Below are 14219 nucleotides of genomic sequence, written 5' to 3'. Positions count from 1 at the left end.
GGTCGTGTCGTCGGTGCTGCTGGCGCTGGCGCCGGCCGCCGGGGCCGCCGACGGATGGCAGCCGCGGTCGGGCGGCGGGGGCACCGCGCGCCTGGAGCTGACCGAGCCGGACCGGGTCGGGTTCGCCACGATCACGGTCCGCCCGCAGGGGACCGGCTGGGACGTGGACGCCCTGGTCACGAAGACGACGGACGAGCCGGGATGTGTGTTCCTCCAGGCCGACGACGCCCCGTCCGGAACCCGGGAGACGACGCTGGCTCCGGGGCAGCAGATCGGCGCGCAGTGCGGCTCGGCCTGGACGCGCACGCAGATGCTGACGCACACCGAGTACCGGCGCCTGGTGCTGGGCTGGACGGACGGGGACGGGGTGCCGGTCTCCTGGCGCAGCATCACGGTGTAGCCCGCCGCGCCCCGGCCGCCACGAGGGGCGCGGTCACGCCTGACGGGTCGCCGGGGTTCCCGCTGCCGATCGGACCGGGAGTCGCCATGCTGGTACCGGTGCACGGACAGTCGAGAGAGATCCGAGCCAGCCGAAGGAGCGCGGAATGCCGGTGAGCCGGGTCGGCATGATCGTCCACGAGGGGCGTCCGGAGGCCGTCGACGCGGCCGCCACAGTGCACCGCTGGTGTGCGGAGCGCGACATCCCCGCCGTCGAGATCGACATCTGGCGGCAGGACCTTCCGCGCCACAGCGGCCGGGCGGAAGCGGAGTCGGCGGGCTATCCGGACCTCATCGTCACGCTCGGCGGCGACGGCACCTTCCTGCGCGGCGCCCGGGTCGCGGCGGCCTGCGGCGCGCCCGTGCTCGGCGTGGACCTGGGCCGGGTCGGCTTCCTCACCGAGGTCTGCGTGGAGGATGTCACCAAGGCGCTGGACGCGGTCAGCGAGGACCGGGCCGGCGTCGAGGACCGGATGACGCTCACGCTCCGCGCGTCACGCCCGCTGGAGGTCCCCGAGGGCATCGAGTCGCTGCTGCGGTACGGCCGCGGGCCGGCGCTCCCCGCGCCGAGCGTGCGGCCGGGCGACCCCGTGGACGTCGGGTGGGGCGTGCCCATGAACGTCAACGCGGTCAATGACATCGTCTTCGAGAAGCTCGCCCGCGACCGGCAGGCGAGCGTGGCGGTGTACCTGGCCGGGCGGTTGTTCGCCTCGTACTCCGCGGACGCGATCATCGCGGCGACGCCCACCGGATCCACCGCGTACAGCTTCGCCGCCGGGGGGCCCGTCGTCTCCCCGCACATGGACGCCGTGGTCTTCACGCCGGTGGCGCCCCACATGGCCTTCGACCGCACGATGGTGGCGGCACCGGACGAGCCCGTCGCCATCCGGGTGCTTCCCCATTCGGGGCGCGTCGCGGTCAGCATCGACGGCCAGTTGCGCGGTGTCCTGGACCCCGGCGACTGGGTCGCCGTCTACCGCGGCCGGCACCGGCTGCGGCTGATCCGGCTCGGCCCCACCGACTTCTACCGCCGGGTCCGCGACCGCTTCCGGCTCAGTGACGCGCCCGCCGCGGTCGCCGACGGCATGGCGGCGCCCCTGATCCGGCCCGACTCCCCCGTCCCCCCGGATCTGGCCGGGCTGCGTCTGCCCCCGCCCGCGGACACCGACACCGACGCCGACGCCGACGGGGCGCGCTGACGGCCTCCCGGATCGTCCGGCGGGCGCGCCACTCAGGCGGCCTATCCCCGGTTGTCCGCCACAGCGGGCCTCCGCAGGCTGACCTGGGGGACGCGACCACAACCGGGAGACCGACATGACCTGTCCTCGAGACCCGTCCACGGCGCGTCGGAGCCGCTGGGCCCTGGCCGCCGCGCTCGTGGTGGCCACCGCGCTCAGCGGCGGCTGCGCGGGCCGGGCCGGCCGCTCCGCCGACGTCCGCGACGCGGCGGCCACGAGGGTGGCGGTGGCCGACGGGGCGCCCGCGAAGTACGGGCCCTGCGGCGATCCACCGGTGAAGCTCGAGAAGATCGACCAGGACTTCCTCGACGGGCTCGCGGCGGCCGGCGGCCCGCCGTTGTACAAGATGTCGTACAGCGACGCCCGCGAGGTGCTGAACAAGCTCCAGGCCGGGCCGGTGGACATGCTGCCCGCCACGGTCACCCGGAGGGACGTGCCGGGCGGTCCGACCGGGCCGGTCTCCATCCACGTCGTGCGGCCCGAGGGGGCCGAGGGCGCGCTGCCCGGCATCGTCTACATCCACGGCGGCGGCTGGGTGCTGGGCAACTTCAAGACCCACGAGCGCCTGATCCGCGAAATCGCCGACGGGGCGAAGGCCGCCGTGGTGTTCGTCGACTACACCCCGTCCCCCGAGGCCCAGTTCCCCGTTCCCATCGAGCAGGCGTACGCCGTGGCCAAGTGGGTCGCGGCCAACGGCGCCGAGATCGGCGTGGACTCCTCCCGCCTCGCCGTCGCCGGCGACTCGGTGGGCGGTGACATGACCGCCGCCGTCACCATGATGGCCAAGCAGCGCGGCGGCCCGCACTTCCGCCAGCAGGTCATGCTCTACCCGGTGACCGACGCCGACTTCGACACGCCGTCCTACCACCGCTTCGCGGAGAACTGCTGGCTCACCCGGCCCGCCATGCAGTGGTTCTGGGACGCGTACGCCCCCCACGTCAACGACCGGGCGAACCCGCTTGCGGCACCGCTGCGCGCCACCACCGCGCAATTGCGCGGCCTGCCCCCGGCGTTGGTGATCACGGACTCCGACGTGCTCTTCTCCGAGGCCACCGCCTACGCGCAGAAGCTGCGCGGCGCCGGGGTCCCGGTGACCCTGTCGCACTACGAGAAGATCACCCACGACTTCATGATGCTCAACGCCCTGAAGGACACCGCGTCCAACAAGGCGGCCGTCGCGGAGGCGACCGCCGCACTGCGCGACGCCCTGCACGGCTCGGGCGAGGGCGGGGCCGGCAAGTAGCCCACGCACCGGAACGAGGGGGCGGCCGCGTTCCGGCCGCCCCCTCAGCGCAGCGTGGGCACGGCACCGCCGTCGACGTGGGTGAGCGTCACACCGGGGACGACGCGGAGCCAGCGCCCGGCGATGCGGTCGAGCGCGCCGGCGTCGGGCGGGGTGCGGCCGAGGCCGATGGCCCACCGCGCCTGCTCATGGTCCGCCATGAAGGGGCGCGGCCACGCGTGGACGTCCACGGCGCCCGCGTCCTCCAGCGCGGTCAGCAGGGCGCGCACGCGGCCGCGGAAACGGCCCACCGACCGGTCGAGGTCCTCGCCCGGGGCGGGTCGCACCGTGGCGACGGCCCACGCGGCGTGCCGCCGGTGCAGTGGCGGGGGCGCGAGCAGCGCGGCCGCGTCGGCGCCGTCGTCCAGCAACTCCCAGGCACGGTAGAGCTCCTGGGTCAGCAGGTCGCGGAAGCCGGGGCCGGCCTGCTCGGTGCACAGGCGGACGGGGGCGCTCGGGGTGGCGACGGACACGGCCGGGGCGGACAGTGCCCCGCCGCCGACCGGAGTGCGCCAGTCCCACGCGGCCCAGGTCGCGAAGAACTCCCGTGCCAGACCGGACGCGGGCATGCCCGGGTGCTCGCCCACCGTGCGGGCCGCCAGCACCGCCCATGCCAGGCCGGGCAGTCCGCCGAAGGGTGCCGCGTCCAGCCCGCGTGCCCGGGCCCAGGCCTTCACCCGGCGGGCCAGCGCGGTGAACCGGTCGTGCGCGCCGCCGGCCAGCGCGAGCACGGCGTCCGCGTCGCTGACCGCGCTCAGCGCGACGGCGGCGGCCCCGCCGAGTTCCATGCGGCGGTCCACCGCCTCGCCGGGGGCGAGCGGGCCGGTGGCCACGACCACCAGGTCGACGTCCAGGCCGCCCACGGTGAAGCGCAGTCCCGGCATCCGGACCCCGGTGACCTGGCGCAGCCGTACGGCGTCGGGCACGGCGGCCGCCACGCGGGCCGCCACGTCCTCCATGCGGACCGTGCCGGGCAGCGCGGCCACCACGTCGAGATCGGCGCCGGGCAGATGGCACCCCATACGGCGGGACCCGGCCAGGTGCACCGCTCCGGGCCGGAGCGCCACCGTCAACTGCCGCAGCACACGGTTCGCTTCGGCGTCCCCGGCGGCCGGTGTGTGGCTGCCGTCCGGCGGGGGCTCGTCGTCCAGCCAGCGCAATGTGCCCGTGCCGAGGGTGACCTCGGCGCGCGGACGCATCGGCTCGTCGCCGCGCCGCGACAGCAGGACGATCGTCCCGACGCGGGCCGTCATCGGGCCGAGGCGGGCCGCCGTGGCGGCCGCGACGGGCAGCGGATCGGGGGTCCGGCCCAGGGTGAGGTGCGGGGTGCAGCCCTCGGCGCGGCCCCGGCAGCGCGGGAACCGTTCGGCGAGGGCGTGGTGGAGGGCAGCCCAGGGAGCCGCGCCGGCACCGGCCGGGTCGAGCCGGACGGTGGCGTCCTCGCGGTGGCCGAAGGTGTGGATCCCGTCCAGCCGCGCCGTGAACCCCGGCGTGGCCGCCGCCGCGGCGGCGAGCAGGGGCGCGGCGCGCTCGAAGGCGTGCTCGGGGACGAAGCCGAAGAGCAGGTTGACGTGCGGGGGCCGGTGGTGGACCTGCGGGTCGTGCTCCCGGCGGACCTCCTGGAGCGCGGGGAGCGGTTCCCCGGGCGGGAGCCAGGCCACGGCGGTGCGGGCGGTGGGCGCCACGTCCAGGGTCTCCGCGCCCGCGGCGCCCGCCGGGGTCAGCACGGCCTCCACCCCGTAGTGGTCGGACGCGAACAGCCCGTCGGGGGCGGGGGTTTCACCCCGCAGCCGGGCGGCGGTGGCACGGAGTCCTCCGGCGTCGCGCAGCAGTACGCGGTCCAGGCGGGAGGCGCGGCCGGTGAGCGAGGACACGGCGGCGAGCGGGTTCGCCACGGGGTCGAAGGTGGGGGTCGCGTCGGCGGCGCCGTGGACGTCGGTCCAGGCGTCGCGGAGCCCGAGGGCGCGGGCCGGCGCGTCGCCGCCGTCGTTGAAGTCGCCGAGCACGACCAGGCCGGGGGCGTCGACACCGGCCAGTCCCTCGGCCAGCCGGGCCAGTTCCGCCTCGCGCCGGGCCGCGCCGTCCTCGGAGTGATTGCTGGTCAGATGGGTGGCGGCGACGACGAGCGGGCCCTGGGCGGTCTCCACGGTGATCGCGGCGACGGCCTTGTGCGGACCGAGGGCGTGCACCGCGGACTCGCGCACGGGCAGCCGGCTGAGCAGCAGCAGCCCGTGCTCAGCCACCTCGCGCGTCCCGGTGCCGTCCGGCGCGGTGCACAGGACGTAGTGCTCGCGCACCCACGGCTCCGCGGAGATCATCGCGAGCAGGCGCGGTTCGGTCTCCTGGAGCGCGATGACGTCGGCGCCCGACCGCTCCAGCGCACGCAGCAGCAGGGGGCGGCGGCGGGCAGTGTCGATGAGGTGCCCGTCGTAGCGGTCCCACAGGGTGTTCCAGGTCAGGACCCGCACCTCGCCGCCGCAGGCCGTCGCGCCGGGCGCCGTGCCGCCGGGGCGCCAGCCGGCCGCCGGATCCCAGCTGTGCGGGGTCCGGGCGGTGAAGAACGGGGCGCGCAGCAGCCGGGGTTCGCGAACCCTGCCCGCGTCGGTGGCGTCGATGCGGTCGACGCCGGTGGCACGGTCCCAGACGAGCTCGCCGTCGGCCTCGACGAACAGCACGCGGTGCCAGGGGATCTCCCCTCCGGGCACGAAGGCCGGCAGCGGGACGCGCTCGGGGGCCGCGCCGCGCTGGAGGACGCCGAGCACGAAGCGGGCCGGGTCGAAGCGGGCGTCCCAGCGGACCCGGTGGTAGATCTCCTCGCTGGTGCGCATCTCACGCCTCCTGTCCGGCGGTCGGGGTACCGAGCGTGCCGTCGGTGTCCTCGACCGTGCCGCCCGCGCCCAGGTACCAGGTGCGGTGCGCGTGGCCCGGGTACGGCGGGTCGAAGCGGCGGGCCTGCGCGGTGCGCACGGCGTCCGGGACCGGGTGGTCGCGGACCGCGTTGCGGCGCGTCAGCTCGTCCTCCCCGACCAGCGCGACCACATGGGTGACGAGGGCGTCGCGGCGGCGGGCCACCGTCTGCACCAGGGACCGCTGGTGCGGGTTGAGGGACGTGGCGTCCCACACCACCGTCGCACGTCCGGTCAGGGCGCCGTCCAGCCGTCGAAGGCCCTCGCGCAGCACCTCCTGGTTGGCCCGCTGGTCGGCCCGGGATCCGCGGGAGCCCCGCAGTTCGTCCAGGGAGACCCGGGCGTCGGCGCCGTCCAGGCCGGTGGCGAAGGTGCTCTTGCCGCTGCCCGCCGGGCCCACGAGGTGGATCAGCCGGGGGAAGTCGCCCGAGCGGTGCCGCCAGGTCGCCGCGACGGCCTCCTCGGCGGAGCCGAGGCGCCCGCCGGCGTACGCATGGCGGGCCTCGGTCCAGCAGCGGTCGGCGGCGTCGTCGCCCAGGCCGGCGAGAGCGTCGCGCAGCCCGCCGCGCAGCGGCTCGAACGGCTCCTCGGCCAGCAGTCCCGCCTCGTCCGCGTGCAGCGCCGACCACTCGGCCTGTTCGCGGGCCGCGCCACCGGTCGCGACCGCGCCCGCGACCGCGTGCAGGACGCCCAGGTCGGCGGCGAGGGAGAGACGGCCGAGCCCTGCGCGGCGGTCCTGGTCCGGGTACGGCAGGTGGAGCGCGGAGTGCAGCCCGACCAGGTCGGCGACCCGCCGGGCCGTGGCCATTCCCAGCGGTCCCGCGAGCCGGGGCGCGAGCGGTGCGCGGCGCTCGCCGTGCAGCAGGGCGGCGAGCACGCCCGCGAGCCGGGCGTCCCCGGTCCGTCCCAGTACGTCGAGCCGGGCGGCCGCGTCCGCCGCGGCGCCGGCCGCGTGCGCGCCCTGCCCGGGCAGGGCGAGCGCCGCTTCCAGGGCCGCAGGATCGGGGGCCGCGCCCGAACGGACCGCCCACAGCGCGGCGGCCGGGCCGAGACCGTTCTCCACGACGGCGGCGTGCATCCAGTGCGTGTCGGTCCGCACGTGGTCCGGGCGCACCCATTTGGCCACGCGCCGCCCGAACTCCTCGCGGTCGAAGCCCTCGGCGGTGCGGACGACCCATCCCTCCTGGCGGGTGGTGTCCACGCGCAGCGCCCGCAGCGCCCGCTCGTCGAAGGTGCCGCGCCACAGCACGGGCGGCACGGGGACGCCGACGCGCCGCAGGAAGCGCGTCGTGGCGTTCCAGTCCAGGCAGTGGTCGCCGTCCCAGACGGAGAATCCGTAGAACCAGCTGTCCAGGGCGTCGTACGCGATCGAGTGCCGGGCGAACAGGTTCTCCCCGCACACCCGCCGGCCGGCCGGAATGGCGGGCCCGATCCGGCCCTGGAGGGCCTTCACCCAGGCCCGTGAGGGGTGGTGTGCCGAGTCCGGCGACCGTGCGTGCAGGCCGTCGGCGCAGAGCGTGGTGTTCTCGCCGTCGAGCTTCTCGGTGACGACGACCTCGCGCCCGCGCAGCCCGTCCAGGTCCCGGGCGCGTACGTCGTCCGACGCGGCCCCGGGCGACCAGGGCAGATGCGGGGTGCGCGGATAGTGCGTACGCATGATGGCGGTACTCCCCCGTGATCCTTTGGTGCCCGGCCACTGTAGGAGCCGCCTGGACGCCGGTTCCACGCATTAATCGGCGGTGACCGCGGTCGCGTCGGACCCGCCGGGGACTGCCGGCGGGGGGCCTGTGGGCGCGGGAGGATCCGGCGGAGCACGATTCGACATTTCTGGTTGCATGCCAAAAATGAACATTCGGATACATCGCGAAGTCGTCCCGGTGACGCAATTCCCTGGCGATATCGTCGTATTACACGGCTGGTATGTTCAACCGCGTGAATGATTCGGGCTATCTCACTCTCAGCAAGCTGCTGCCACTGCCGACACGGCGCCGCGGCCTGCGGCCGGCGCTCTGGGGCGGAGCGCTCGCGGCGTGTGCGCTCCTGTGCTACTCCGTGGCCACGGCAGGGCTGAACGGTGACAGCAAATACGTGCTGGCCTGCCTGCGAAGTGCGCGGGCCGCCGGCTTCTCGCCCTCCGAGACATTCACTCACCGCCCCTTGTTCTACCGCTGGTTCATTGCCGCACTGGACTCCGTCTCGTGGGGGTCCACGGACACCCGTGAGTCGGTGATCCGGTTCGCCGCCGTGCTGCTGTGCGTCGCGACGGGTCTGGGGCTGCGCGCGGCGCTGGCGCGGCGGATGCCACTGCGTGACGCCACGCTGACGGCGGCGGTGGTCGCGATGGCGCTGGCCTTCGCCCCGGGAGTCGAGTTCCTGGAGCCCGAATGGGCCGCAGCGCTTTTCGCCGTGGTCGCGGTCGCCGTGGCGTTCGCTTTCGAAAGCCGGTGGGTCGGCGCGCTGACGGCTGCATTGCCTCTCGGCGTGGCGATCATGATGAAGTACTCCACCGCGGCCACGGCCGCGATGGCGCTGATCGTGCTCTTCGCCGCCGACCGGCTGCGTGCGGTGCTGCTCGCCATCGCCACGGGGGTCGCAGCGGCGGCTCTGTTCGGGCTGTCGACGCTGTCCGGGTCCCACGAGTGGCAGTGGGCGCGGGACATGCCCAAGCTCAACGCGAACGCGGTGACCTCCGACAACCTGCACCTGGGCTTCGTGCTCGACCGGTCGCTGACCTATCTGGCCGACCGCATGTACCTCAGCCCGCTGGTCGCGCTGGCACCCGCCGCTCTGCTGCTGTTCCTGTCGCGGGTCGACGGGCGTCTGCGCCGACTGGAACTGACGCTGCTGGCGGCCGCGTTCGTCCTGGTCTGCATGGCGGCCGTGGCGGTGCAGGGCAACTGGTTCCTGTACCACAGCGCCGCGCTCCCGGTAGCCGCCGCGGGCCTGTGGGCCGTCGCCATCGCCACCTGGTACGGCGCTCACGGACGGCCGCCGGTGTTCCTCACCGCGCTCACCGCGCTGTACGCCGCGGGAGCACCCTTCATCGTGGACGCCCCGGGTGTGCTGCTGAACGTTGGGACTGCCTGGTCCGGCGTCGTGCTGGCGTTGCTCGCGGGACTCGCGGACCTGTTGACGGTGCGAACGCGGCGCGCCTCCGGCGAGCAGCTGCGGGCTTCCCGTCACCGGTGGCCCGCCGCCGTCGCGGTGGCGCTCACCGCCGTCACCGGGGTGGCCTGCCTGACGGCACCGGTGTGGCCGCAGACGCCCCGCCAGATGGGCCACGGCAAGGTCCTGATCACGAACGCCGACGAGCACCGGCGCAGTGCCGCCGTCGCCGCCGGGGCGGCCGTGGTGAACCGGGAGATTCCGCCCGGTGCTCCCGTCCTGTACCTGGCATTCGGCGATGTCGCCTACTACGTAGGGCACCCTGTGAATTGCCGCTACCCGATCGCGACCGTCCTGCAGCGCACCAAGTTCGCGCCGGAGGTGAACCAGCTGCCGTCCTACGCCGAGAACGAGGCCTGCATCACCGAGCACCCGGCGCCGTACGCCGTACTGCAACGGTCGTGGTTCGTCCTCAACCGCGTGGACGCCGCGCTCACCGCCCGCATCAAGGACGTGTACGACTGTCCGCCGCTGAACGGCGGCGACCCGACCCTGCCCGTGGTCTGCCGCCGCCGTTAGGAATCGCTCTGAGCACGGCCGGCCTCGGTCGCCCGTTGTCCCTGATCGTCACGCCGGGACAGCGGGCTGACCGGCCCCGGTGCGCGCGGGTGCGGGAGAAGATGCGTCGCGGCAGCCAGGGCCTGCCGCACAGGTCCCTGCCGCGAGCACCTGAGACGTCGCGAACTCCGGCACACGAACACGTGGAAGGTCGACGGCCGGCCGGCTCGCGCAAGGGATCACGTGGCGGAGGGGCTGCCGGGCTTCGGCCGAGGACCGGTACACGAAGCGCGACGCCGCCGAGCGGGCCATCAGCTCGATCAACCGATCCGGGTCGAGCCGCACCTCTCCGCGCCTTGTCGGGCTCGCCGGCGGCGCCCGGACCGCAGGCACGACATGGCGTCGGTCGTGAGGCACGGGCCATACCGTGATCGATCACAGGCCAGGAGCGTGTGGCCGATGAACGGCCGGACGGCTGCTGATCGCAGAGCCGGGGGCCCCGCGGGACATCTGTCCCGCGGGGCCCGTCGCTCTGCCGCGATCGCGTGCGGTCAGCTCGCGCCGATGAGGCGGGTGACCTTGCGGGCGAGGGCGACGGCGTAGTTCTGACCGCGGTCGTGGGGGTAGATCTGCGCCATGGTGGCCAGGGTGACCCGGCTCATGTGGGTGCGGTGGTCCGGGATGCCGGCACGGTATTCGGGCGTGACCACGGGCTGGGCGAAGGGGGCACGGGAGAAGTGCCACTCCTGGATCCAGGTGCGGTCGAAGTCCGGGTTGAGCCGCTGCAGGTACGGGATGTACCGGTCCAGCAGCTCGGCCGGTGCGGTGGTGAAACGCCAGTCGTCGCGCGGCACGTAGTTCCCGACGTACAGAACGTGCCGGCCGCCGTACTCCGCCCGGTCGACCATCTGCGTGTGCTCGACGACGGCCAGGAACGGGAAGTCCGGGTCGTTGATGTTGAGCCAGTAGTAGGGGATGGCGCTGCGGTCGAGTTCGAGGACGAAACAGGTGGCACCGAGGTACTGGTTGCGCCACACCGCGGCGTCCGCGGGGACGTCCGCGGCCTTGGCGAAGACCGGTTGCGGGGTGGTCACGATCAGCTGGTCGAAGTCGTACCGCGCCCCGTCGCCCGTGGTCACGGTGACCTGCTCGGCGCCCTCGGGCTGGCGGATGGTCTCCACCTGCTTGCCGAACTCGACCTTGCCGCCGCGAGCGCTGACCGCGTCGCGCAGTGCCACGTAGACGCGCTCGAACCCACCGTGCATGTAGCCGAGCTCGAAGGTCCGGCAATGCACGCGCGCCCACAGCCAGGCCATCGACACCTCGTCGGCGCGGTCGCCGAACTTGCCGCGCAGCAGCGGCTCCCAGACCGACTCGGTGGCGCCGCGGCCGGCCCATCGGCGCAGCCAGGAGAGCGCGGTGCGGTCGTTGAACCGCTCGCCGTTGCGCACGATCTTCAGCGCAGCGGAAGAGGCTCCGAAGCGCACACCGTCCAGCAGTGAGAAGGACGGGAAGCGCAGCATCTCCAGCGGGGTGCTGAAGGGGTGCAACTGCCCGTCCCGGAGCACGCCGGTGGTGGGCTTGTGGAAGCGCAGCTCGCTGCCGAGACCGAGCTCCTCGATGAGGGTGATCATCTCCCGGTCGCTGCGGAAGATGTGGTGGTAGTAACGCTCGAGCGGTGTTCCGCCGACCGGTATGGACGCCGCCAGCCCGCCCAGTTCGTCCGCGGCCTCCAGGACGGTCACCTGGTGGCCCGCCTTGACCGCGTCGTAGGCCGCGGTCAGACCGGTGGCACCGGCGCCGATGATGCCGAGATTCACGCGAAACTCCACTTTCTGTTGAGCACGAACTGCATGGCCAGCACCAGCGGCAGCGAGCCCGCCTTGACGAGGTTCGGGTCGACACCCAGCCCGTCGGAGAAGATCCGGAACAGCACGTAGGTCAGGACGATGCCCGTCAGACCGACCGCGTAGAAGCGCAGGAAGCGCACGAGCAGCCGGTCGCGCTTGTCGAAGGTGAACAGCGCGTTCAGGACGAAATTGTTCGTGATGCCGAGGCTGGTACTGATGACGTTGGCCACCTGCTCGTTGAGGCCGAGCACGTTGTACAGCAGCATGAACACCACGATGTCGAGCACGACACCGCTGCCGCCGACCAGCCCGTAGCGGATGAGCTGCCGCAGGTCCGCACGCCGGTCGGCGCGACCGTCCGCGGCGGTGGCCCCTGCGGCACTGCTCGTCTCAGTTGCCGTCATGGCGGATGACCTCGCGGACGATGTACAGGGGCCTGCCCTGTGCCTCGCTGTATATACGCCCTATGTAGCTGCCGAGCACCCCGATGGCGAGCATCTGCGTGCCGCCGAGGAAGAGGATGACGACCATGATCATCGTCCAGCCGGACACCGTGATGTCGGGACGGAAGATTCTCATGCCGACGGCGTAGAGGATGCCCACCATCGACATCGCCAGTACGAAGAAGCCGAGCCGGGTGATCAGCCGCAGCGGCACGGTCGAGAAGCTCGTCACGCCGTCGGTGGCCAGGCGCGCCATCTTTCGCAGCGGGTACTTGGTCTCGCCCGCGAACCGCTCGTCGCGGTCGAAGTAGACCTCGGTCTGCCGGAAGCCCATCGAGGCGACGATGCCCCGCACGAAGCGGCTGCGCTCGCGGAAACGCCGCAGCTCGTCGGCGGCGCGGCGGTCGAGCAGCCGAAAGTCCCCGGTGTCCAGCGGAATGTCCACCTCTGCGCAGCTGCGCAGCACGCGGTAGTAGGCGTGCGCGGTAGTGCGCTTGAAGAAGGTGTCCTGCCGTGTCCGGCGCCGCGCATGGACGATCTCGGATCCGTCGCGCCACGCGTCGATCAGCTCCAGGCTGACCTTGGGCGGGTCCTGCAGATCGGTGTCCATGATGATGACGGCATCGCCGCCCGCCTCGTCGACGCCGGCGGTGACGGCGATCTGGTGCCCGAAGTTACGGGCGAAGTCCACCACCCGCACCCGCTCGTCGTTCTTGGCCAGATCACGCAGGATCTCCGCCGAGGCGTCGGAGGAGCCGTCGTTGACGTAGATGAGTTCGTATCGGAACTCCCCACGCCCGTCGAGTGCGGAGACGAGCTCTTTGTGGAAGGTCCGGATGCCCTCTTCCTCGTTGTAGACCGGCAGGACATAGGAGATCAACGGGGCGGAACCGGACTCCTGTGCTGGGCGCCGGGTCACTTGACCCGCGGCTTCGGCGGTCTGGGTGCTCACCGTCGGGCCTCCGCAACGCGCGCGGGGCGCTCATACGATTTCCTGTACATCCGCCAAATCTACGGAGCGCACATTAATTAACGGCGAACATCGGATTTCCTGACGTTCTCGTGCAGTTGACCACGCGGCGACGCTCCGGCCATCGTTCGCCCATGCGCCGGCGAGAACCTCGTCGCACCCCGGGCTTCGCCCAGCAAACACCCGAACGGACCGTTCCATTCCGGCCCGGACGGAAGCCGCGGTGAGCTGGACCGTCCGCCCTCGCCCTCAGGCGCCGCCCCGGCACGGACTCCCGACAGTCGCGCGGGCACCGTCCAGCCGGTCCGCCACCCCCGCGGATCACTCCGACGGCCGCATCGGTCGCGCCCCGTGACCGCCCTCCGCGCAGACTCTTCACCAACCGTCCTGCCTGCCTCTAGGCGCCCCGAGGCGAAGAGAGTGACGATGCCTGCGAATCCGATCGCGATATCCCGCCGCGCACGCTGCCTGGCCCTGCTCGTGCCGGTGGCCGCCCTCGCGGTCTCCTGCCCGGTGGCGGCCTCCCCCGCGGGCGGGAGCGGCGGCGGGCGCGGCACCAGACCGACGATCGTGCTGGTGCACGGGGCGTGGTCGGACGCGTCGGGCTGGCTCCCGGTCATCCGCGGACTGCAGAAGAACGGCTACACGGTCCTGGCACCCTCGAACCCGCTGCGCGGGCTGAGCGCGGACACCGCGTACCTGACGGCGGTCCTCAAGACGATCAAGGGCCCCATCGTGCTGGTCGGTCACTCCTACGGCGGCGCGGTGATCACCAACGCCGCGGCGGGCAACCCGAACGTGAAGTCGCTGGTCTACATAGCGGCCTTCGCGCCGGACGCGGGGGAGAACACCCGCCGGCTCATCGCGAAGTACCCCGGCAGCCATCTCGCGGACGCATCCGCGCTGCTGCCCGCCGCGCTGCGCACGGTCGCGGTGCCCGGCGGGGACGACGGTGCCGGCGGCCTCGAACTGTGGCTCAGGCCCGAGCGGTACAACGAGATCATGCTGAGCGACCGTGTCCCGGCCGCCACCGCGGCCTCGCTCGCGGCGGCACAGCGCCCCGCCGCCACGGGGATCGTGACCGAGGCGGCCCGGGTCGCGGCATGGCGCACCATCCCGTCCTGGTACCTGGTCGCCGGCGCCGACCAGGCCATCGGCGCCGCCAACGAGCGCTTCATGGCCCTCCGGGCCGGCGCCCACGTCGTCGAGGTGGACGCGCCGCACGCCGTTCACGTCACCGCGCCCCGGGCCGTGACCGACCTGATCCTCGAGGCGGCCCGCGCGGCCGGTCCCCGGTTCGCCCCCTCCGCGAACTCCCGCCCCGTCGCGATGATGGCCGCGGCGGCGAGCATCTCCGTGGCGACCGGCACGGCCCTGTACGCCCTCACCCGCAGGCGCGAGACCCGCGGCCGCTGACCGCGCGCCGGGC

Annotated in this window: 10 protein-coding genes; 5 read left to right on the top strand and 5 right to left on the bottom strand. The window is 73.4% G+C overall.

Annotated features, from left to right (window positions below; translation table 11 throughout):
- The first annotated feature begins 4 nt into the window (after positions 1-4).
- From RV983_RS31315 to RV983_RS31305, 3 genes are all read left to right on the top strand, one after another.
- Positions 5-400, top strand: coding sequence for a hypothetical protein (locus tag RV983_RS31315; protein WP_475989063.1), 396 nt, complete (start codon positions 5-7; stop codon positions 398-400).
- 145 nt (positions 401-545) lie between these two features.
- Positions 546-1637: an NAD(+)/NADH kinase gene (locus RV983_RS31310; protein WP_475989062.1), complete on the top strand. Its 1092-nt coding sequence runs from the start codon at positions 546-548 to the stop codon at positions 1635-1637.
- Positions 1638-1752: 115 nt separating this feature from the next.
- Positions 1753-2919 (top strand): alpha/beta hydrolase, encoded by a 1167-nt coding sequence (locus tag RV983_RS31305; protein ID WP_475989061.1) that lies wholly within the window; start codon positions 1753-1755, stop codon positions 2917-2919.
- Between the two features lie 44 nt (positions 2920-2963).
- On the opposite strand, the gene RV983_RS31300 is transcribed toward RV983_RS31305, so the two are convergent.
- The gene (locus tag RV983_RS31300; RefSeq protein ID WP_475989060.1) at positions 2964-5786 is read right to left on the bottom strand and encodes a poly(A) polymerase; all 2823 of its coding nucleotides are present in this window, start codon (positions 5784-5786) and stop codon (positions 2964-2966) included.
- 1 nt (position 5787) lies between these two features.
- Entirely contained in the window at positions 5788-7521 is a 1734-nt protein-coding gene (locus RV983_RS31295; RefSeq protein WP_475989059.1) for an RNA ligase family protein, read from the bottom strand.
- 275 nt (positions 7522-7796) lie between these two features.
- Between RV983_RS31295 and RV983_RS31290 the strand changes: the two genes are divergently transcribed.
- A complete protein-coding gene (locus RV983_RS31290) occupies positions 7797-9548 on the top strand; it encodes a hypothetical protein (protein WP_475989058.1) in 1752 nt (583 codons plus the stop codon).
- Positions 9549-10078: 530 nt separating this feature from the next.
- On the opposite strand, the gene RV983_RS31285 is transcribed toward RV983_RS31290, so the two are convergent.
- From RV983_RS31285 to RV983_RS31275, 3 genes are read right to left on the bottom strand one after another with little or no spacing between them, the layout of a single operon-like run.
- Complete coding sequence (locus RV983_RS31285) at positions 10079-11347, bottom strand: NAD(P)/FAD-dependent oxidoreductase (RefSeq protein WP_475989057.1); 1269 nt, start codon at positions 11345-11347, stop codon at positions 10079-10081.
- Positions 11344-11781, bottom strand: a complete 438-nt coding sequence (locus RV983_RS31280; protein WP_475989056.1) for a GtrA family protein — start codon at positions 11779-11781, stop codon at positions 11344-11346. The genes RV983_RS31285 and RV983_RS31280 overlap by 4 nt, the downstream gene beginning before the upstream one ends.
- Entirely contained in the window at positions 11768-12772 is a 1005-nt protein-coding gene (locus RV983_RS31275) for a glycosyltransferase family 2 protein (protein ID WP_475989055.1), read from the bottom strand. Before RV983_RS31275 ends, RV983_RS31280 begins: the two co-directional genes overlap by 14 nt.
- Before the next feature lie 444 nt (positions 12773-13216).
- Between RV983_RS31275 and RV983_RS31270 the strand changes: the two genes are divergently transcribed.
- On the top strand, positions 13217-14206 hold the full coding sequence (locus RV983_RS31270) for an alpha/beta fold hydrolase (protein ID WP_475989054.1): 990 nt from the start codon (positions 13217-13219) through the stop codon (positions 14204-14206).
- The last annotated feature ends 13 nt before the right edge of the window (positions 14207-14219 follow it).

This window comes from Streptomyces sp. RLA123 (assembly GCF_056270165.1).
This window is presented reverse-complemented; position numbering and strand designations above follow the sequence as displayed.